This window comes from Aeromonas sp. TS_SC_11 (assembly GCF_057318915.1).
Map to the genome: position 1 here is coordinate 3,564,858 of NZ_CM170470.1, position 20,094 is coordinate 3,584,951.

17 protein-coding genes are annotated in these 20,094 nt (G+C 59.4%); 2 read left to right on the plus strand and 15 right to left on the minus strand.

The features are described 5' to 3' along the window. Nucleotides 1-68: 68 nt before the first annotated feature. Nucleotides 69-1,001 carry a ribokinase gene (gene rbsK, locus AC1P02_RS16515; protein WP_429180962.1) on the plus strand — a complete coding sequence of 311 codons (933 nt, stop codon included), beginning with the start codon at nucleotides 69-71 and terminating at the stop codon, nucleotides 999-1,001. After that, nucleotides 1,001-2,011: a substrate-binding domain-containing protein gene (locus AC1P02_RS16520; RefSeq protein ID WP_021138709.1), complete on the plus strand. Its 1,011-nt coding sequence runs from the start codon at nucleotides 1,001-1,003 to the stop codon at nucleotides 2,009-2,011. Before rbsK ends, AC1P02_RS16520 begins: the two co-directional genes overlap by 1 nt. A 61-nt stretch (nucleotides 2,012-2,072) precedes the next feature. Here AC1P02_RS16520 and AC1P02_RS16525 read toward each other — a convergent pair whose 3' ends face one another. From AC1P02_RS16525 to AC1P02_RS16595, 15 genes are all read right to left on the minus strand, one after another. Further along, nucleotides 2,073-3,725 (minus strand): GGDEF domain-containing protein, encoded by a 1,653-nt coding sequence (locus AC1P02_RS16525; protein ID WP_485182682.1) that lies wholly within the window; start codon nucleotides 3,723-3,725, stop codon nucleotides 2,073-2,075. Continuing rightward, the gene (locus tag AC1P02_RS16530; protein WP_485182683.1) at nucleotides 3,725-4,201 is read right to left on the minus strand and encodes a putative pterin-binding protein; all 477 of its coding nucleotides are present in this window, start codon (nucleotides 4,199-4,201) and stop codon (nucleotides 3,725-3,727) included. The genes AC1P02_RS16525 and AC1P02_RS16530 overlap by 1 nt, the downstream gene beginning before the upstream one ends. 87 nt (nucleotides 4,202-4,288) lie before the next feature. Then, nucleotides 4,289-5,062 carry a Sir2 family NAD+-dependent deacetylase gene (gene cobB, locus AC1P02_RS16535; RefSeq protein ID WP_005315566.1) on the minus strand — a complete coding sequence of 258 codons (774 nt, stop codon included), beginning with the start codon at nucleotides 5,060-5,062 and terminating at the stop codon, nucleotides 4,289-4,291. Between the two features lie 90 nt (nucleotides 5,063-5,152). Then, nucleotides 5,153-5,752 (minus strand): GNAT family N-acetyltransferase, encoded by a 600-nt coding sequence (locus AC1P02_RS16540; protein ID WP_011898684.1) that lies wholly within the window; start codon nucleotides 5,750-5,752, stop codon nucleotides 5,153-5,155. Nucleotides 5,753-5,755: 3 nt separating this feature from the next. After that, nucleotides 5,756-7,003, minus strand: coding sequence for a response regulator (locus tag AC1P02_RS16545; protein ID WP_485182684.1), 1,248 nt, complete (start codon nucleotides 7,001-7,003; stop codon nucleotides 5,756-5,758). Nucleotide 7,004: 1 nt separating this feature from the next. After that, entirely contained in the window at nucleotides 7,005-10,967 is a 3,963-nt protein-coding gene (locus AC1P02_RS16550) for an ATP-binding protein (RefSeq protein ID WP_485185475.1), read from the minus strand. A gap of 54 nt (nucleotides 10,968-11,021) precedes the next feature. Then, nucleotides 11,022-11,318 (minus strand): integration host factor subunit alpha, encoded by a 297-nt coding sequence (gene ihfA / locus AC1P02_RS16555; protein WP_005300715.1) that lies wholly within the window; start codon nucleotides 11,316-11,318, stop codon nucleotides 11,022-11,024. Nucleotides 11,319-11,321: 3 nt separating this feature from the next. Next, nucleotides 11,322-13,721, minus strand: a complete 2,400-nt coding sequence (pheT, locus tag AC1P02_RS16560) for a phenylalanine--tRNA ligase subunit beta (RefSeq protein ID WP_485182685.1) — start codon at nucleotides 13,719-13,721, stop codon at nucleotides 11,322-11,324. Between the two features lie 12 nt (nucleotides 13,722-13,733). Then, nucleotides 13,734-14,717 carry a phenylalanine--tRNA ligase subunit alpha gene (pheS, locus tag AC1P02_RS16565; RefSeq protein WP_485182686.1) on the minus strand — a complete coding sequence of 328 codons (984 nt, stop codon included), beginning with the start codon at nucleotides 14,715-14,717 and terminating at the stop codon, nucleotides 13,734-13,736. Nucleotides 14,718-15,039: 322 nt separating this feature from the next. Beyond that, the gene (rplT, locus tag AC1P02_RS16570; RefSeq protein WP_005300683.1) at nucleotides 15,040-15,396 is read right to left on the minus strand and encodes a 50S ribosomal protein L20; all 357 of its coding nucleotides are present in this window, start codon (nucleotides 15,394-15,396) and stop codon (nucleotides 15,040-15,042) included. Nucleotides 15,397-15,411: 15 nt separating this feature from the next. Continuing rightward, nucleotides 15,412-15,609 carry a 50S ribosomal protein L35 gene (gene rpmI, locus AC1P02_RS16575; RefSeq protein ID WP_005315535.1) on the minus strand — a complete coding sequence of 66 codons (198 nt, stop codon included), beginning with the start codon at nucleotides 15,607-15,609 and terminating at the stop codon, nucleotides 15,412-15,414. A gap of 86 nt (nucleotides 15,610-15,695) precedes the next feature. Then, a complete protein-coding gene (gene infC, locus AC1P02_RS16580; RefSeq protein ID WP_011898682.1) occupies nucleotides 15,696-16,244 on the minus strand; it encodes a translation initiation factor IF-3 in 549 nt (182 codons plus the stop codon). A gap of 3 nt (nucleotides 16,245-16,247) precedes the next feature. Then, on the minus strand, nucleotides 16,248-18,176 hold the full coding sequence (gene thrS / locus AC1P02_RS16585) for a threonine--tRNA ligase (protein WP_021138702.1): 1,929 nt from the start codon (nucleotides 18,174-18,176) through the stop codon (nucleotides 16,248-16,250). A gap of 286 nt (nucleotides 18,177-18,462) precedes the next feature. Then, nucleotides 18,463-18,687 carry a hypothetical protein gene (locus tag AC1P02_RS16590; protein ID WP_271788216.1) on the minus strand — a complete coding sequence of 75 codons (225 nt, stop codon included), beginning with the start codon at nucleotides 18,685-18,687 and terminating at the stop codon, nucleotides 18,463-18,465. Beyond that, a complete protein-coding gene (locus tag AC1P02_RS16595; RefSeq protein ID WP_485182687.1) occupies nucleotides 18,684-20,090 on the minus strand; it encodes a hypothetical protein in 1,407 nt (468 codons plus the stop codon). Before AC1P02_RS16595 ends, AC1P02_RS16590 begins: the two co-directional genes overlap by 4 nt. Nucleotides 20,091-20,094: the final 4 nt, after the last annotated feature.

Sequence of the window (20,094 nt, forward strand, 5' to 3'; positions counted from 1 at the left end):
TTCCATCAGCTGTGCATCTTGGCTTGGGCCCACTCAAACCAAGATGTTCCAAATCAAGGGTGATAAGAATGAATCGTCTCGTTGTTCTGGGCAGTGTCAATGCGGATCATGTATTGCGCGTCCCTCATTTTCCTCGCCCCGGTGAAACCCTGACCGGCCACAGCTATCAGGTAGTCCCGGGTGGCAAGGGGGCCAATCAGGCGGTGGCTGCCGCACGTCTCGGCGCCCCTGTCTCCTTTATTGCCCGCATCGGTGATGACGCCATCGGCCAGCAGATGCGCCAGGGTTTCGAGCAAGATGGCATAGACGTCAGTGCAGTAGAACTCGATGAGACCTTGCCCACCGGCATCGCCATCATCTATGTAAGCGACGAGGGGGAAAACAGCATAGGCATCTCCGCCGAGGCCAACGGCGCCCTCTCTCCTGCCATGGTCAAACGCCATGAAGCCATGATTGCCGATGCCCATACCCTGCTGCTGCAGCTGGAAGTGCCGCTTGAAAGCGTGTTTGAAGCCGCCAAGCTGGCTAGATCCCACGGCACCCGGGTGGTACTCAATCCGGCGCCCGCACGCCTGCTCCCGGCCGATCTGCTGGCGCTGGTGGATCTCATCACCCCCAACCAGACCGAAGCCGAGCTGTTGACCGGCGTCAAGGTGAGCGACGAGGCCAGCGCGGCTCAGGCGGCGGCCCGCTTCCACCAGATGGGAATAAGCGATGTGATGATCACCCTGGGCTCCCAAGGGGTCTATTGCAGCAACGCCCGGCAGCAACAGCTCATCCCGGGGTTTCGGGTTGAGGCAGTAGACACCACGGCCGCGGGCGATACCTTCAACGGCGCCCTGCTGGCCGCCGAGCTTGCCGGTGCAGACTTCAACGCCGCGGTGCGCTTTGCCCACGGCGCGGCGGCGCTTTCTGTCACCAAGTTCGGCGCCCAGAGCTCGATCCCAAGCAAGGTTGAGGTCGACGCCTTCCTGCTTGCCCAGACTGCGCAGGGGCACTGATGGCCAACATCAAGGAGGTGGCGGCGCGGGCAGAGGTCTCCACCACTACCGTCTCCCATGTCATCAACGAGACCCGCTTCGTGGCACAAGAGACCCGTGAGCGGGTCTTTGCCGCCATGCGCGAACTCAATTATGCCCCCAGCCTGGTGGCCCGCAGCCTCAAGGTGAAGGAGACCAACAGTATCGGCATGCTGGTCACCACCTCCAGCAACCCCTTCTTTGCCGAGGTGGTGCGCGGGGTGGAGCGCTACTGCTTCGAGCAGGGCTACAACCTGATGCTGGGCAACACCGAAGGTCAGGCCGAGACGGCGCTCTCCTACCTCAAGATGATGTTGCGCAAGCGGGTCGACGGCCTGCTCATCATGTGCAGCGAGGGGCAACAGGAGGTGTTCAACCAGCTCGACTGGCTCAAGAGCCTGCCCGTTGTGGTGATGGACTGGGGCATGGAGAGCAAGGACGTGGACCTCATCGCCGACAACTCCCATCGCGGCGGTTATCTGGCCACCCGCCATCTGCTGGCGCTCGGTCACACCGATGTCGGTTGCATCACGGGCCCCCACAGCCGAGCCCCCGCCAATCAGCGACAGGCTGGCTTTGAGCAGGCGATGCAGGAAGCGGGTCTGACCGTCAATCCGGCCTGGATCCAGGAGGGAGATTTCGACTGTGCCAGTGGTTTCAATGCCATGCAGCGCCTGCTGGCTCAGCCCAAACGGCCAAGCGCCCTGTTTATCTTCAACGACATGATGGCCATGGGGGCCATCAGTGCCGCCCATCAGGCGGGGTTGAACATACCGCAGGACATCTCCATCGTCGGTTATGACAATGTCGCGCTGGCACAGTATCTGTCGCCGCCACTCACCACCATCAATCAACCCAAGGAGGAGCTGGGGCGCCTCGCCGTTACCCGGCTGCTGGCACGTATCAATGGGGTGACAGTGGATAACCACCTGATCACTGTTGATCCAGACCTGGTGATCAGACAATCCTGCGCGCCCTTCCCGTCCCCCTGACCCGCTGAAAGACGCATGCAAAAAGGGCGATCCATAGGATCGCCCTTTTTATCGCAGCCAGTCAGGCCTGCCGCGCAGCCTGAACATCTGCCGGAATGAGGCGCACCAACCCCAACTGTTGTGCCAGCGGCTGCAACAAGCCGGTGTGACTTGCGATCTCCGGCAACCAGTAGCGCACCGGCCAGCCGGCGGCCAGCAGCGTTGGTGTGCTGCTGCCAAGCTCGCTCAGCGCCAGGGTACAACCGCGCTGATTCACCTTGGCCAGCAAGCTGGCATCCTGTTGCAAGGCAGGTAACAGCAAGATCGGTTCGACATGCACAGTGGCGGGTAGATAGGCCAGCACATGGGCCAACTGGGTCTGATGATTGAGCGCTATCAGCAATGGTTGAGGCTCATCGAGTGCGGCTTGTTCATGCTCTTGCAGCAACCGCGCGATCACGGGCCCCAGTATGCCCCCCTCCTGCAGCCAGCTCATCTCGCAGGGTGCCAGATTGTCCTGCCAGCGCAGCAACACTCCCCTCACCCTGAGCCCATTCTCACTGCTCAGCAATGGCATATCGACCACCAGAGGGGATGGTATCCGGTGTGCCAACCAGTCCCGCAGCTGGTGCAACTGACGCTGGGTCAGCTGCAATTGCTGCAACATGCCTGGCTGAAACCAGGCGATATCCCCATTGGCATCGCGTTTGGCCTGATTGAGGGCAAGGATGGCCTGATCCAGCAGTCGATTGGGATCCTGCGTCTCCTCTACCTGGGCAACCCCCAGCCGGCACGCCAGCTCGAAACGGCTCTCCCGGGTCACAAACTCGAAATGCAGCAGCTGCTTCAGGGCCTGGATCTGTTCCTCCATGCCCTGTATGTCTTCGGTCAGGATCACCGCAAACTCGTCCCCTCCCAGCCGATAGGCGTGCCCGCTGTAGGCCTGCTGCAGCTTGTTCGCCACCGTTTGCAACAACCTGTCCCCCACCTGATAGCCAAGCAGATCGTTGACCTGCTTGAAGCGCTTCAGATCAAGCACCACCAGCGCCTGAGCACGGGAGGATTGCAACGAGCGAGTCAGCTGCTCTTGCAAGGCCCGGCGATTGCCAAGCTGGGTCAGGGGGTCGAGCAAAGAGAGGCGCCGGTTTTGCAAGTTGGCTCGAATGAGGGCAAACACCAGGGCACCACCGGTCACCAACAGGATCAACTGACAGATTTGCAGCCAGAAAAGGCTGCTGCGGATCTGGTTAACCGAGGCTTCCCGCTCCTGACTGGAGAGGATCCGATCGCCCACCACCCCTATCTGATGGGTCTGTTCAGCAATCCTGGTCTTCAACTGCTCGAGCTCGGCCCCTTCGCGCAACTGCCCGGCCTGCATCTGGGGCTCGAGCAGTTTAATCTGCTCGAACAGTCCGGCCAGGGCCTTGCCCAGTCCGTGACGCTCCCGCGCATCAGCGGTCTCGCTGCTGATGAGGAAGATATCCAGCCGGTTCCACAACAGATCGTAATCCAGGCTCAGGGTCTCCATATCCAGTTGCCCGGCCCGGTAGAGGCGCAAGTCGTAGAGAAAACGCTGGGACTCCAGCATCACCTGGCTGATGTTCCAGTGAATGTTGCGATAGAAGGTATCGACCAGCTGCTCCTGGCGGTGCTGCAGATAGAGCCCGCAACCCGAGGAGAACAGAAACAGCAGGGTGATTGAGACCAGGAGCAGATTGTGACGCTGACGACCCATCAGCCGATGATCTCGATGCGGGTTACCTGCCAGACCATGCAGTTATGAATGAGGGGTATATCCAGCTTGGGGTAACTGGAAAGGGGGATCAGCAACCAGAGCGGTCCCTTGTTGCGGCGGGTCAGCGGCTTGCCATCCTCATGGAGCACCAGGGTCAGTGGTGCCTCCTCAAACAGGGCGAGATCCACCACCTGCTGATAGCCATTAAGCGCCGAGACGGCAATTTTGCTCACATTCTTGACCCCTTGCGCCGCCAGCACGGCCGCCAGGGGCGGGCCACGGTAGTCATGCATATCCGTGGTCCAGGGGGTCGCTGTCTTGAATTGGGTTTGCGGCAAGGCGGCCAGCGCAGCGTCATCGAGCGCTATCTGCCGACCATCGGGCAGCACCAGTGTCATCAAGGGGATCGATGCCAATGCGCTGGCACTGGCCAGCATCAGGAGAAAAAAAGCGATCCATTGCTTCACTAGGGTCATGATCATTTGCGCCAACTGCGTCCCATATTTTGGTTGTCAGTGTCGCGATTTCACACTCTCATTGCAACTGTGACGTCACACAGTAGCTCAGGATCCACGCATCTCCATCCAGTTGTGACCCTCTATCTGTTTGGGTTGATGCACGCCGCAGCGCTCCAGCAACTCGTCAACGAAAGCGGGTACCAGCAGGGAGGCCGGTCCATAGCGCTTCTCGTCAAACTGGCTGCCCACCTCGCTCGGTTCCAGGTTGAGCTCTATGGTATGGGCACCGTTCAGCCCGGCCTCATGCACGAAGCCGGCAGCAGGGTAGACGGCCCCCGAAGTCCCGATGGAGATGAAAAGGTCGCACTGGGCCAAGGCGCCATAGATGCGATCCAGCCCCAGCGGCATCTCGCCAAACCAGACCACGTGCGGGCGCAGCGGCTGGGGGAACTGGCAACAGGAGCAGAGTTCATCCTGATGAAGATCGCCGCGCCATTCGATCACCTGGCCCGACTCGGGACAGCGGGCCTTGAGCAGCTCTCCGTGCATGTGGATGAGGTTCTTGCTGCCCGCACTCTCGTGCAGGTTGTCGATATTCTGGGTCACTAGGGTGACAGTGCCAGGCAACAGGCGCTCGAGACGGGCCAGGGCATAGTGGGCAGGATTGGGATGGATTTGCGGTTGTTGCAGCTGATGACGGCGCGAGTTGTAGAAACCCTGCACCAGGGCGGGATCCCGGGCGTACCCTTCCGGGGTCGCCACATCCTCCACCCTGTGCTCTTCCCACAAGCCGTCACAGGCACGGAAGGTCTTGATGCCGGATTCGGCAGAGATACCGGCGCCGGTAAGAATGACGATGTGTTTAGCTGATTGCACCATGACTGCTTCCCTCTGATCCCATACAAGGCTGACCTTAGCACAGGCTGAAAAGGCAGCCTATTCACCCTTGGTCTTATGAGGATACCCGCTTCACAGGGTATCGAGCACGCTCAGATCGAGCCGGACAAACACCAGCTCCCGCCCCGTCACCAGGGTGAGCGGCAGCCCCAACCCACGCAGGAGCGCCAGCATGGGGCGATTCTGGGCTAATACTTCTGCGGTCCACTCCCGAATGCCCTCGGCGCGCGCCAGCAGTGCCAGCGCCAGCAGAATGCGCCTGCCCGCCCCTCTGTGCTGGAAGTGATCTGCGACCAGACAGGAGAACTCGGCCCGGTCCGGGTGCAGCCGCCGCCGTATGGACTGGGCCTGGGCCAGCGGCCGCCCCTGACCATCGGTCAGCAGCAGCGCTATCTGGGGGGCTCTGGGATAGTCGAGAAAGAAGGCCAGTTGATCATCGGTAGCCGGCTGTTTTGCCCGCATGAAGCGCAGGTAAATGCTCTGCTCGCTCAACGCCTCGTAGGCGGCTCTGATAGATTCCGGATCGGCGCCAGCCAGCTCCTGCAAGCGACAGGGGACCCCGCCTACTTCCATCATCAGGGGCAAGGAGGCCCGTGACGTCGGATGCAGCCAGCCAGCCAGGCTGCGTTGCAAACGCGCCTCATCGGGGGGCCAGCAGAGGTAACGGGGCACGGGTTACCAGCGCCCCGTCATGCCGCGATCGCGCCACAGGGTGCTGTCTAGCAGGTTGAAGGGATCATCCAGATAGAGGGCAATGCCAAGCTCTCTGGCCCTATGGATGAAGCGGCCCAGCAGGGAGTCCGCCGTCATGGCCTCGAGCCCTGGTAGCAGGCTCTGCCCGAGCAGCAGGTGCTGCAATGGCACCCTCTCCAGCAAATCAAACGGCATATGCTGATCATTGTCGAGCAGCAGCGCAAGCTTGACGCCAGCCAGACTGGCTTGCAGCACCAGTGCGAACCGCTCGGCCTGGCTGAGCAGATGATCACGGCGGTGAATGACCAGAGTCAGTTCAGTGGCCTCTCGTCCCTGCCTGCCAAGCCAATCCCGCACCAGCTCCCACCGTGGCGGCAAACCTGTCACCGCCAGCCAGATGGGCAGCGGAGATGGCGGGTCGGACAAGAGCCCGAGCAGCCCCTTCTCCTCCCCCTGCCAGCTGCGGACGGTACGGCGCAATCCACTGAGCCGCTGTTGCCGCTGTGGCCCCAGATAGAGCGCCTTGAGCAGCCGCAGCAGATCATCGCTCAACAGCGGCTTGGCCAGGGCGGCCACTACATTGAAACCCGCATCGTGCAACAGCCGGCGAGCCCCGTCGATCAGGGTCTGATCGTGGGCCGACAGCAATATGATGGGCAGGCCGCTTTGCTGGTATTGAGGCTGGCTCATCAGCAGACCGATGGCATCCTGCTCCACCAGGCTGAGATCGCTGATGAGTAGCTTGACGCCTCCCTGTTCCAGCACCTGGATACAGGCATCGCCATCCTGCACCCATTGGCAGGACAGCCCCAATCCCTGGATCTCCTGCTGGATATGGGCGCCTTGAAACGGGTGATCCTCCAGCAACAAGATCTGCATCTGTGCCAGCCACTGCAGCCACTGCTGATACCTGTCATGCACCCCTGCCAGCCAGTCATCCGAGAGGCGATAGATGCCATCGCTCTGGTTCATCAACTGCGGCAGATAGTCGGCACCGGCGTGTGAGGCGGGATCAAACAGGGCGATGGCACCGGCGGCGAACAACCCCTCCCACGGCCAGCGGGCATCGGGTTGCGTGCGACGCAAGGTGGCAAATTCGGGCAAGGTAACGGCTTTTGCCGCCTGATAGGCCACTCCGTCCAGTGCATAGAGGGTCACCGGGTAAAAAAAACGCTCCTGGGTCTCTTCCGAGTTCAGCAACGCCAATAACTCTTCATCTGTGATGATCATGTCAGACTCTCTCACCTAATCGCCGGCAGACTTCATCCAGAGCGTGCCGCAGCGGGGACATCAGGGGTTGTTGTGGATCCCGTTTCCACTGCTCGATCACCTGGATCAGCGGGGTGGCGCCCACCATTTTGGCCGCCCCCTTCATCTTGTGTAAAGCCGCATCAAGCGCTTCAGCATCTCCTTGTGTGATGCACTGCTCAATGTCAGCCAGATCTTGACGAGTTGCCTCCAGATAGAGGTTTATCAACTCGCGGCTCAAAGGGGGCTGTGCCGGCTCATGCCACCCGGCCCCCATTTCCTCGCCTGCGGTGCCGGGAGAGGGTGCGGACAAGAGGACACTCGTGTCCGCAAGCCTTGGCACGCTGCGCAGTAAATTGGCCAGATCTTTAAGCAACAGGGGCTTGTCCAGATGTCCTCGACAACCGCAGCTGGCCAGTCGCTGCGCCGCCTGCTCGCTGAGATCGGCTGTGATAACGTAGGCAGGCAGATGGTGCCAGCGCGCAGAATCCCGCAACTGCTGGCACAGCTGGGCACCATCCATCACTGGCATCTGCAGATCGGTCAGCACCAGATCCACGGTTTCGTGCTGCAGGATATCGAGCGCCAGCCGACCATTGGCCGCACTCAGTACCTCGGCCCCCAGCTGGGTCAACTGCATGCTGATCAACACCCGATTCACTTCGTGATCTTCAACCAGCAACACCCGCATCCCCTGCCCTGGCAAACTCATCTCCTCCAGGGCAGAGGACACCAGCCGGGGCTGCAACAGGCTGACCACAGAGCCTGGCACCCAGGGCTCGCCCTGCCAGTCCCAGTAACGCAGACCCTGATCATCTTCGACGGCGCGCAGCAGGGGGCCGGCGGGATCCTCGGTCAGGCCGAGCTCGCCAAGCCAGGGCACGAGATAGGCACGCTCCGCATCGTTCAGCTGGATATTGACGCTGGCCACTCTCGGTTGCCAGCGCGGCATCTCGTGCAGCAGCACCAAGGGCAAGCTGCAGGTGAAACGGCTGCCCCCGAGAGGACGCGGTTCGACCCGGATCTCGCCACCCATCTGCTCCATCAGCTGGCGGCTGATGGCCAGCCCCAATCCGGTGCCCTGAGCTCTGGGCTGGCCCTCCTCTCCTCCCTGCTCGAATGGCAGGAACAGGCGAGGCAGCAGATCGTCGCTGATACCCGGCCCGTCATCATCCACGCCGCACAGCAGACGGTCGCCTTGACGGCGTGCCCACAGCACGACTTCACCTGCACAGCTGAACTTGATGGCATTGGCGAGCAGATTGTGCAGCACCTGCTGCACTCTATGGGGATCCAGCTCCACCTGGGCGGGCAGGTGATGGTCGATATCCAGTCGCAGCTGCAACCGCTTGGAGCGGGCCTTGGACCAGTGCACCGCCGCCACATGCTCGCACAAATCAACCAGGTCGGTTGGCTGGGGAGAGAGCGCCAGCTGCCGGTTCTCGTTGCGGCTGAAATCGAGCACATCGTTGAGCAGACCGAGCAGCTCGTCCCCCGCCTGTCTGACATGGGAGAGCGCTGAGTGCTGCTCCGCTGACAAGGGGGTGTGATTGAGCCACTCCAGCAGCCCCAGAATGGCATTCATGGGAGTACGAATTTCATGGCTCACCGCCGCGAGGAAGCGCCCCTTGGCCAGGACGGCCTGTTCGGCACGCTCATGGGATGCCTGCAAGGCACGCTCCTGCTCGACTCTAGCGGTCACATCCTGCACCACACCGTAAACCCGCCACCCCCCTTCCTGCTGGCTGCGGCCGCGACCATAACATTGCAGCCAGCGCGTGCCCTTGACCGGATGTTCATAGCGCAGCGCGTAGGAAAAAGGTTGGCCGGCATGCAACATGGCCAGCATGGGCGCCCGCATCTCGCGCCTGTCCTGATGAACAAGACGGCTGAGTGCGCTGTCGGGATGACGGCGGATCTGCTGGCTGGCCAGGCCCAGCAGCTCGTAACTGCCACGACTGATAAATTCGACCCGGGTTATTTTCCCCTGCAGCAAGAGGAACTGGATGACGACGCCGGGCACCGTATTGGTGAGGGCGCGCAGACGTCGCTCGGCCTGATGCAGCAAACGCGTACGCTCGCGCAGGGCGCTGATGTCGGAGAGCGCGATCAGATCCCCCGCCGGTGCCTGTTTGCCCAGTCGCAGCGGGATCTGGGCATAGGAGAACACCTGATCGCCGAGGGTCATTTCCCCTTCGGTTCCCTGCAACTGGGACTGCGGCAGGCTGAGTTCGGCCAGATATCGGGCTTCCAGCCGTTTGGCCTGTTTGTTGCGCTTGATGATCTCTCCCTGATCATTTCGCAGGAAGACGGGCACAGGCAGTGCCTGGAACAGGGACTCCCTGAACTGACTCTCCAGTGCCAGCGTCTGCTCCATCTCCTGACGCCGGCTCACTTCTCGCGCCAGCTGCTGGCGGGAGCGCCAGATCAACCAGATGACACCAGCACTGATCAGCAATGCAAGCAACACGGACCCCAGCCAAATGCCATAGCTGACGCCGCTCTGCTGGGTCAGTACCAGCTGACGCCAGCGCTGGTTGAGATCATCGTTCTGCTGGCCTGTGATCGTCATCAGGCTCTGTTCCATCACACCGGCCAGCCTGGGGCTGTGGGGACTGATGGCAAACCCTAGCCCGAAACGCTCCGGCAGCTCCTTGATATCCAGTCCAGCCAGCAGATTGTTACGCAGCGGATATTGCAACTGATACAGCTCGGCCAGCATGGCCTCCGCCCTGCCCGCCTGTACCTCCGCAATGCCCGACTCAAGGGTCTGGCTCTTGCGCCATCCATGCTTGCCAAGACGGGCCAGCATGTCGGGATCATAGAGGCTGGCGGGCACGACTACCTCACCCTTGATCTCCTCAAGTCGATCGAAAGACCGCAACTTGCGGCTGACCAGGGCATAACGACTGGCTACCACGATGCGAGTGAAATCAAACTCGCCAGTCAACGCCGGTGTCTCCAACAGACCCGCCATCATGTCTGCCTCGCCACTGCGCAGCCTGGCCAGGGCGTCTTCGGTGTCCTTGACTGGCACCACATGAAAAATCATCCCGGTCTGCTGGCTCACCCGGCGCAGCACATCTGCACTCCAGCCCCTGAGCTGCCCCTGCTTGTCGATGCCGCTATAAGGCATCAATGCAGGGTTCACCACCAACTTGACGGCACGGGAGGTACCGACCAGCCAGGCCTGCTCCTTGTCGGTAAAGTGCAAGGGGTTGATGTCCTGCTCCCCCTGCTCCAGATAGCGCTCGAGATCCTTGTAGACGCCCCCGGGCGGCATATAGCGGATCGCCATGTCGACCAGCTCCCTGAGCTCTGGCTTGTCATGCATCATCAGCCGATAGCTGAGCACCAGCTCATCGCTGCGCAAACGGCGCAGACGCAGTCCCACATCCGGGTATTCGCGCATCAGGTAACGCAGTTGCAGGTAGTCGCCGAGATAGGCCGTTCCCTTGCCCGCTACCAGTGACGAGTACCAGTTGACGGCATCGGTCAGGACCAGCTGGGTCGAATGGGGATAGAGTGTCTTGAGCACCTCACTCGCCTGCCAAAGGGGTGACACCAGGAAGGTGGCATGCTCCAGCTCACCCTTGTAAAGAATGGCGGACTCGGCTTCCAGCAGGGCGCGACTGAGCGCCATGCCAGGCAATGCCTGCCGTGAAGGCCCTATGTCAGGAATGAGATCGCAGCGCCCCGTCAGCAGGGCCTGCTGAACCGCGGGCCAGTTTGGCAGCTTCTCGTGCAGCAAGGGCACCGGCAGCTGTTCAGCCAGCCGTTCCAGCTGATCGATAAGCAGCCCCCCCGACTCCTCGAGATAGGGCGGCCGGATCAGGGCGGGGTAACAGATGGTCAGCGAGGTGAGAGTGTCAGCATACGCCTGGGTGGCGGGGGACAGAGGCAGCGTCATGGACTGCACCGGCATGGCCAGCAACAGAGCGAACAATAAGTTGGATTTCATCATGAAAAAGTAAAAGCCAGGCGTTTGCCTGGCTTTTTGTCACTCGTTGGGTTCAACATTTTCTACCCTGGCCTTGAGTTTCTGGCCAGGCCGGAAGGTCACCACCCGACGGGCGCTGATAGGAATATCCTCGCCTGTCTTGGGGTTACGTCCGGGACGCTGATTCTTCTCACGAAGGTCAAAGTTACCGAAGCCTGAAATCTTGACTTGTTCACCACGCTCAAGCGCCTGTCTGATTTCCTCAAAGAAGGCTTCCACCATATCTTTGGCTTCACGCTTGCTCATCCCGAGTTGGGTGAACAGGTGCTCTGCAATGTCGGCTTTGGTAAGCGCCATAGATCAATCCCTCAAGGATGCATTCAACTCTTCACCAAGGGCCCGCACGACATTGTCTACGGTCTCGGCAATCTCTTTCTCCTCCAGAGTGCGCTGGGTGTCTTGCAATACAAGACTGATGGCCAGGCTCTTCTTGTCCTCGGCCATACCAGCACCCTGGTATACGTCAAACAAGTTTATTCCAACTACCTGATTTCCGCCAACTTTTTTAATTACTGCGAGGACATCACCGGCCAGAACCTGACGGTCTACCACCACGGCGATATCACGACGGTTGGCTGGGAAGCGAGAAACCTCGGCAGCAACCGGCACCTTGGCAGGGATCAGCTTGTTCAATTCCAGCTCGAACATGATGGCCCGGGTCTTGAGACCCAGCTTCTTCTCGAGACTCGGGTGGATCACGCCGATATGGCCGAACACCTCGCCATTGCGCAAAATGGCTGCGCTCTGGCCCGGGTGCAGGGCACTGTGCTCGGTACGCTCGAAGGTAAAGGTGGCACCTTCGGCAGTCAGATCCAGCACGGCTTCCAGATCCCCTTTCAAATCAAAGAAGTCAGCTGCGCGACTCTTGATGTCCCAGTGCTCGTCGCTCTGGTTGCCGGTGATGATACCGGCCAGCATCGGTTCCTGACGGATGCCGTTCTCGGCGCTCGCGTCCTTGATGAAACGCAGACCCTGCTCGAACAGGCGTACCCGCGGCTGCTGACGATTCTGGTTGTAGACCGCTGCCTGCACCAGACCTGGGAACAGAGAGACACGCATAGCGGACATCTCGACCGAAATCGGGTTCGGCAGCACGATGGCATCGCTTTGCGGATAGAGCAGTTGCTGCGCTTTGGGATCCACGAAGCTGTAGGTGATCGCTTCCTGGAAGCCGCGGTCAACCAGCAGGTCACGCACCCGCTTGAGGGTCACCTGCCCTTCCGCCTGTTCAACCATCGCCAGGGAGGCGGCGGGTTTGAGGTTCGGGATATTGTTGTAGCCGTAAATGCGGGCTACTTCCTCGATAAGGTCTTCCTCAATGGCGATATCGAAACGCCAGGAGGGTGCCAACGCGGTCCAGCCGTCAGCATCCACAGTGACCTGCATGCCGAGGCGGGTCAGGATCTCGACCACTTGAGCGTCAGCCACGCTGATGCCGATCACCTTGTCGAGCTTGGCACGACGCAGTTTGATGGGGGCTGCTTTGGGCAGATGGGCATCGGATTTGACCTCGATGACCGGACCGGCTTCACCGCCGCACTCTCCGCCACAAATGTCCAGCAGCAGACGGGTTGCACGATCCATCACCTTGGCTTGCAGCTCGGGATCAACCCCGCGCTCGAAGCGATGGGAAGAGTCGGTATGCAGGCCGTAGGTACGGGCACGACCCGTGATGGAGAGCGGCGCGAAGAAGGCGCACTCCAGCAGGATATCGGTAGTGGTCTCGGACACACCGGTGCGATTGCCACCGAAGATACCGGCCATGCAGGCAGGACCTTTGGCATCGGCAATCACCAAAGTGGTCTCTTTGAGCTTCACTTCGTTGCCGTCGAGCAGGGTCATCGGCTCATCAGCACGGGCGCGACGCACCACCAGTTCCCCTTCCAGGGTAGCCAGATCGAAGGCGTGCATCGGCTGACCGTATTCCAGCAGCAGGTAGTTGGTGATGTCGACGATGGCGTCGATGGAGCGAATGCCGCCACGGCGCAGCTTCTCTTGCATCCAGAGCGGGCTCTTGGCTTGCAGGTTCAGCCCTTTGATGACGCGGCCCAGATAACGGGGGCAATCGGCTGGCGCCTCCACCCGGATCGGGAAGGTCGCATCACAGGTGGCAGCAGCAGGCGCCCAGGTCGGCTCAACCACGTCCACGCTGTTGAGCACGCCGATTTCACGGGCGAGTCCCGCGATACCGAGGCAATCGGCACGGTTTGGAGTCAGGTCCACATCGATGGAGACGTCGTTCAGATTGAGATAGTCGCGGATATCGGTGCCGATGGGAGCATCGCCCGGCAGCTCGATAATACCGTCCGCTTCCACGTCAATGCCCAGCTCACTAAAGGAGCAGAGCATGCCGTGGGACGGCTGACCGCGCAGTTTGGCTTTCTTGATGGTGAAATCACCCGGCAGAGTCGCCCCTACTTTGGCCACGCACACTTTCAAGCCGGCGCGGCAGTTCGGCGCGCCGCAGACGATGTCCAGCAGCTCGGCCTCGCCCACGTTGACCTTGGTCACCCGCAGCTTGTCGGCGTCCGGATGCTGGGCGCATTCGACCACTTCACCCACGACCACATTGTTGAACTGGCCAGCCACCGCTTCCACGGCGTCCACTTCCAGACCAGCCATGGTGATCTGCTCGGCCAGTGCATTGTCACTCAACTCGGTGCGGACCCACTCCATCACCCAGGATTTACTGAATTTCATGTTCTCTCGCCCTTACTTGAACTGCTTGAGGAAGCGCAGGTCGTTTTCGAAGAAGGCACGCAGGTCGTTGACCCCGTAACGCAGCATGGTCAGGCGCTCAACGCCCATGCCGAAGGCAAAGCCGGAGTATTTTTCCGGGTCGATACCGACCGAACGCAGTACGTTCGGGTGCACCATGCCGCAACCCAGCACTTCCAGCCACTTGCCGTTCTTACCCATGACGTCTACTTCGGCACTCGGCTCGGTGAACGGGAAATAAGAAGGACGGAAGCGAATGGTGAGATCTTCCTCGAAGTAGTTACGCAGGAAGTCGTGCAGTATGCCTTTGAGCTCGGTAAAGCTGGCATGCTCGTCAACCAGCAGGCCTTCAACCTGGTGGAACATAGGCGTGTGGGTCATGTCGTAGTCGTTACGATAGACGCGGCCCGGCGCTATGATGCGGATCGGCGGTTGCTGATGTTCCATGGTGCGGATCTGCACACCCGAGGTGTGGGTACGCAGCATCAGATCGGGATTGAAGTAGAAGGTGTCGTGATCGGTACGCGCCGGGTGATGAGCCGGAATATTCAACGCATCGAAGTTGTGAAAGCCATCTTCAATTTCGGGACCGCGTTCCACCTTGAACCCCATCTCGCCAAATAGGCGCTCAATGCGCTCAATGGTACGGGTCACTGGGTGCAGACCACCATTCTCGATGCGACGGCCCGGCAGGCTCACATCGATGGTCTCGGCAGCCAACTTCTGGTTCAGCTCCTGCTCCACCAGTGCATCACGGCGTGCGTTCAGGGCATCCTGAACCTGCTGCTTGGCCTGGTTGATCACGGCGCCCACGGCGGGACGCTCTTCGGCGGACAAGGCGCCCAATGTCTTCATCTGCTCGGTAAAAAAGCCTTTTTTACCCAGATATTTGACCCGGATTTCGTCGAGGGTCGCAACGTCGTTGACGCCCTCAATTTCGGCCTTGGCCTGGCCGACTACTTCTTCAAGCTGTTGCATGTCTTCCTCGTCACCACTCCCGAAACAGGAGCCTATTAGGCTAAATAAGGTCAAGAGGGGAATAATACAAAAAAAGCCCCTTCGCTGACCATAGTTAAGGTGGCCTTTTCTCCCTAGAAATCATTTTGTTATCGGGGAAGAGGCTGACCCGATCCCCTCTACCCGTTAAATATGGGGAAACAATACTAGTTTGTTGGCATATGATGAAAGCATGTTGCAGATATACAGAGGTAACAGTCGGGTCTGACAACAGAACTGGATAAATTGCAGACAACAAAAAAGGAGGCCTGAGCCTCCTTTTATCTTTCATAACAGAACCGGATTAAACCAGTGCTGCTTTAGCCTTTTCAACCAGGGCGGTGAAAGCCAACTTGTCGTGAACGGCGATATCGGACAGGATCTTGCGATCGATCTCGATAGAAGCCTTCTTCAGACCGTTGATCAGACGGCTGTAGGACAGACCGTTCTGACGGGCAGCAGCGTTGATACGCGCAATCCACAGCTGACGGAACTGACGCTTTTTCTGGCGACGGTCACGGTAGGCATACTGACCAGCTTTGGTTACCGCTTGCACCGCTACGCGGTAAACACGGGAACGGGCGCCGTAGTAACCTTTGGCGGCTTTCATTACTTTCTTGTGACGAGCTCGAGCAGTCACACCACGTTTAACTCTTGGCATTTTTTACATCCCCCCTTATGCGTACGGCAGACAAGCGACAACACGTTTGTGGTCGGCAGCGGAAACCATGAACTTCGGTCCCAGCTTGCGCTTACGCTTGCTGCTCTTCTTGGTCAGGATGTGACGCAGGTGGTTATGCTTGCACTTGAAGCGACCCGAGCCAGTCTTTTTGAAGCGCTTTGCAGCACCCCGGTTGGTTTTCATCTTCGGCATTTCATACTCCGCATTGTGAGTGACAACAAAATCGCAAGGCGAACCAACTCATGGGCGCGAACCCATGAGTCAATTTCTTGTGGGCCTTAAGATTTCTTCTTGGGTGCGAGGACCATCACAGCTTGACGGCCTTCGACTTTCGGGAACGACTCCACTACGGCCAACTCTTCCAGATCGTTCTTGACGCGCTCCAGAACCTTGATACCAAGATCCTGGTGAGCCATTTCACGACCACGGAAGCGCAGGGTGACCTTAGCCTTGTCCCCGTCTTCTAGAAAGCGAACCAGGTTGCGTAGTTTTACCTGATAGTCGCCTTCGTCAGTACCAGGACGGAATTTGATTTCCTTGACCTGGACGACTTTCTGCTTTTTCTTCTGTTCTTTGGTTGTTTTGCTCTTTTCGTAGAGGAATTTGCCGTAATCCATGATGCGGCAAACGGGCGGTTCAGCGTTAGGACTGATCTCGACCAGATCTACTCCAGCCTCAAGGGCCAAGTTCAGTGCATCATGGATCTCGACGACACCCAAAGGCTCTCCGTCAATACCAGTGAGACGAACTTCTTTCAGACGAATCTCGGTATTGATCCGGTGAGCGCGGGCTTGCGGTTGCTTGCCCAGTTTTTTTCCGCCTTTTATAGCTTATTCCTCCACTTTCTTTTGTCCGCGGGTCTGAACTTCCTGGGTCAACAGAGCAACTAGCTCTTCAACAGGATAAGTGCCCAGGTCAGCCCCTTTACGAGTCCGTACTGCAATCTTACCGGCTTCAACTTCTTTATCGCCGCAGACCAGCATGAAAGGTACTCGCTTCAAAGTATGCTCGCGGATTTTAAAGCCAATCTTCTCATTTCTCAAGTCCGCTTTTGCGCGAAGACCCGCATCATTCAATGCTTTGGCTACTTTTACCGCATAATCGGCCTGATTATCTGTGATATTCATGACCACAGCCTGAGTCGGAGCCAACCAAGTCGGGAACAGTCCGGCGTACTCTTCGGTCAGAATACCGATGAAACGCTCGAGTGAACCCAGAATGGCCCGGTGGATCATCACCGGTACGTGGCGTTCGTTGTCTTCACCCACATACGTGGCACCCAGACGTCCAGGCAGGGCAAAGTCGAGCTGCACGGTACCACACTGCCAAGCACGATCAAGGCAATCATGCAGGGTAAATTCGATTTTGGGACCGTAGAAAGCCCCCTCGCCCGGCTGCAGATCGTATTTCAGACCGTTCAGCACCAGGGCTTCGGCCAAGGCGGCCTCGGCGCGATCCCAGGCTTCATCGGAACCGATACGCTGCTCAGGACGGGTTGAGAGCTTGACCACGATATTTTCAAAACCAAAGGTACCGTAGACGTCATAGACCATACGGATACAGGCAGACACCTCTTCCATGATCTGCTCTTCAGTACAGAAGATGTGAGCATCATCTTGGGTAAAACCACGCACTCGCATCAGACCGTGCAGGGAACCGGACGGTTCGTTGCGGTGGCAGGAGCCGAACTCTGCCATGCGCAGCGGCAGATCGCGGTAGGACTTCAGACCCTGATTGAAGATCTGGACGTGACCCGGGCAGTTCATCGGCTTGATGGCGTACTCGCGGTTTTCGGACTGGGTGGTGAACATGGCCTGGGCATACTTTTCCCAGTGGCCTGAACGCTCCCACAGCACCCTGTCCATCATGAAGGGACCCTTCACTTCCTGATAGTCGTACTCTTTGAGCTTGCCACGGATGAAGGTTTCCAGCTCACGGAAGATGGTCCAGCCATCGTTGTGCCAGAACACCATGCCAGGCGCCTCTTCCTGCATGTGATACAGGTCGAGCTGCTTGCCTATCTTGCGGTGGTCGCGCTTGGACGCCTCTTCCAGACGCTGCAGGTAGCCTTTGAGCTGCTTCTTGTCAGCCCAGGCAGTGCCGTAAATGCGCTGCAGCATCTTGTTGTTGGAATCGCCACGCCAGTAGGCGCCAGACATTTTCTGCAATTTGAAGTGGTGGCAGTGACGCATGTTGGGCACGTGCGGGCCACGACACATGTCGACGTACTCTTCGTGATGATACAGACCTGGCTGGTCATCACGGGCAATATTCTGATCCAGGATCTCGACCTTGTAAGTCTCGCCACGGGCTTCGAACACGTCGCGCGCTTCCTGCCAGGAGACTTTTTTCTTGATGACGTCGTAATCCTTGGCGGCCAGCGCCAGCATGCGCTCTTCCAGGGCAGCCAGATCGTCGTCGGTCAGGGTACGATCCAGATCGATGTCGTAGTAGAAACCGTTATCGATGACAGGACCGATGGCCATCTTGGTCTGGGGCCAGAGTTGCTTGATGGCATGACCCAGCAGGTGAGCACAGGAGTGGCGCAGTATGTCCAGACCTTCTTCGTCTTTGGCGGTGATGATGGCCAAGGAGGCATCGGCTTCGATGAGCTCGCAGGCATCCACCAGTTCACCGTTTACCCGACCGGCAATGCACGCCTTGGCGAGACCCGGACCTATGTCCGCGGCCACGTCCATGACGGAAACGGAGTGGGCAAATTGACGTTGGCTGCCGTCAGGCAGAGTAATGATTGGCATTGTGTGTTTCCTTATACAGTGGTGCCCCCTACCAAAGGGCACATGTAGGCTAGAGAAATCTTTAAATTTCAAGAGGTTCACTTATGAGTTTCACCGTTCACAATACGGTTGGTACACATAGCGGTACACACTTTATTTTGTGTCTGAAACCATCAATAAGCATGTACGCCGAGGATTGTATCAGACGTCACGACTCAGACAAGCGTGATTGGTTGCTCCTTGAGCGACTGCTTTGCTAATTCAGAAGCTGTCAAAGCAGTTGGTACATCAAATAGGTTGGACCGAATTACACCTCTATCTCATAGGTCGGTAAGTCCGGCGCCTCTCCGGCAAGCTCCCCTCCCCTGTAAAATGCCTTCTTGCCGATGGTTACCCCGACACCGCGTACTGTGACGGTACCGCCTGCCAACGTATCCAGGGTGGTGGTGGTACTGGTCATGGCTGTCACGGTACCGACCAGCAGCGGGTCGGCACCAGGTACCAGCTCCAGGAATCGCTTGAACAGGTTCATACAAATCGCTCCACACTCAATTGCTGGCGCACCGTCATGGCCTTGTTCTGCAACGCAGCAGAGACCCTGACGCCCCGGTTGTACCCCTTCCAGCCATCCACCGCGAGCAGCGCCCCCGGCAGGATCAAGCCCGTATCTGCAGACAACGGCAGCTCAATGGTCTGGGTGCGCTTGGGCATGGTCTTGGCCAGCCCCACCACACCCTGGGCGCGGGCCGCCACCACATCGCACACCAGCGGATGGGTGATGCTCTGGGCCAGTTGCTCGCCAGCGGTACCTTGCCGCATGACCCGCGCACTGATCCCCTGATGACCACCGCTGACCCAGATCCCGTTGGCCGCCTGCCCCGGCTGGAAGTCACTGCCAAGGGTAGTAATGATGGCGCGGGGGATGGCCACATCGGCCAACGCTGTCTCAAGCTGCCAGGGCACAGTGGGATAGCGCGGCTTGATGACCAGATGCCGGTTGCGCTGGTGTGGCAGCACAAAGCCACCGGCCGCCTCGGCCAAGTACTTGACCACCTCGATTGGCGTCTGGTTGTCCAGGCTGAAGAACCCAGCCGGTACCAGCCAATCCGCCGCCTGCCACTCCAGTGTCCAGCCAAACGGCAGCACGGCTGCCGCCAACTGGGCCATGGTGGCCGCCGCACTCTCGCTCACCGCTTGCGCCAATACATGGGTCGGTGACAGGTAAGCAGTGCGAGAGCGGCCAGTCAGGGTGGCCGACTCACGGGCAAAACTCTGGCTCGACTGCCAACCATCACACACGCACTCCCATTGCTGGCCGTTGATGTGGATGCTCACCTCTTCCTCATCGGTCAGGGCCGCCGCCGCGATGCGCGGGATCTGGGCGCTGAACTGCCAGGCCCAGGAGTCGGTGTCGAGCTCGATATTCACGGCGGTGGCCGGGATATCGAGGCCATCGCGCACGCGCACAATGCTTGCAGTGTTACTCACCAGATAAACCCTCCGGGTCGGGATAACAATACGGGCGTCTTGCACATGCCAGACAAACTCCAGGCTGGCATCGCCACGCTGGCGGCCGAACGCCAGTGTCTTGGTGCGCTTGTCCGGGCGCGCCGGGGTGATCGGCGGCTTGGGTGGCGGGCTTGTGCCCCACGGGGGCAGCATGGCCTCGTCCCAACCATCCAGCCGGTGCAGGTGCAGCGAGGCCCCCAACTGCCAGTGCTGGCCACCGATGACCTTGCCCAGCTTGGCCCCTTCCTGCCACTGGTCGGCCTGCCACACCTGATCAAAGCGCGGCGGGTTGCGATAACCGCTTAACTGCCAGCGGCCGACCTGTTCCCCCTCCACCCACAGCGAACGGATAGCCGCATGGCCAGGGGGCAGGTTGTCAACCTGTTGGCCATGGGCATGTCCCAGCGGCGCACCTTCCTCAAACACCCCA